The sequence below is a fragment of the Aliivibrio sp. S2TY2 genome (assembly GCF_028765525.1).
Classification (GTDB): domain Bacteria; phylum Pseudomonadota; class Gammaproteobacteria; order Enterobacterales; family Vibrionaceae; genus Aliivibrio; species Aliivibrio finisterrensis_A.
Window position 1 is genome coordinate 1 of record NZ_JARACS010000050.1, and the last position, 289, is coordinate 289.

Annotated in this window: 1 protein-coding gene; it reads right to left on the minus strand. The window is 45.3% G+C overall.

The annotated features are described in order from the left end of the window. On the minus strand, positions 1-289 hold a 289-nt coding region (locus PVK63_RS19955), incomplete at both ends, for a zinc-binding dehydrogenase (protein WP_274440987.1).

The window sequence follows — 289 nt, forward strand, 5'->3', positions numbered from 1 at the left end:
TGCACGCATAACGTTTACGTTACCGATACACTCAAAAGAGTAATCTACGCCGCCGTCCGTCATTTCAACAATTACTTCTTGAATTGGCTTATCGAAGTTTGTTGGGTTAATGCAATCAGTCGCGCCTAATTTTTTAGCTAGCTCGTATTTGCTTTCGTTCAAGTCAACACCGATGATGCGACTTGCACCCGCCATTTTAGCGCCGATGATAGCAGAGAGACCGATACCACCTAGACCGAATACAGCAACCGTGTCGCCTTTTTCAACTTTAGCCGTGTTAAGAACCGCA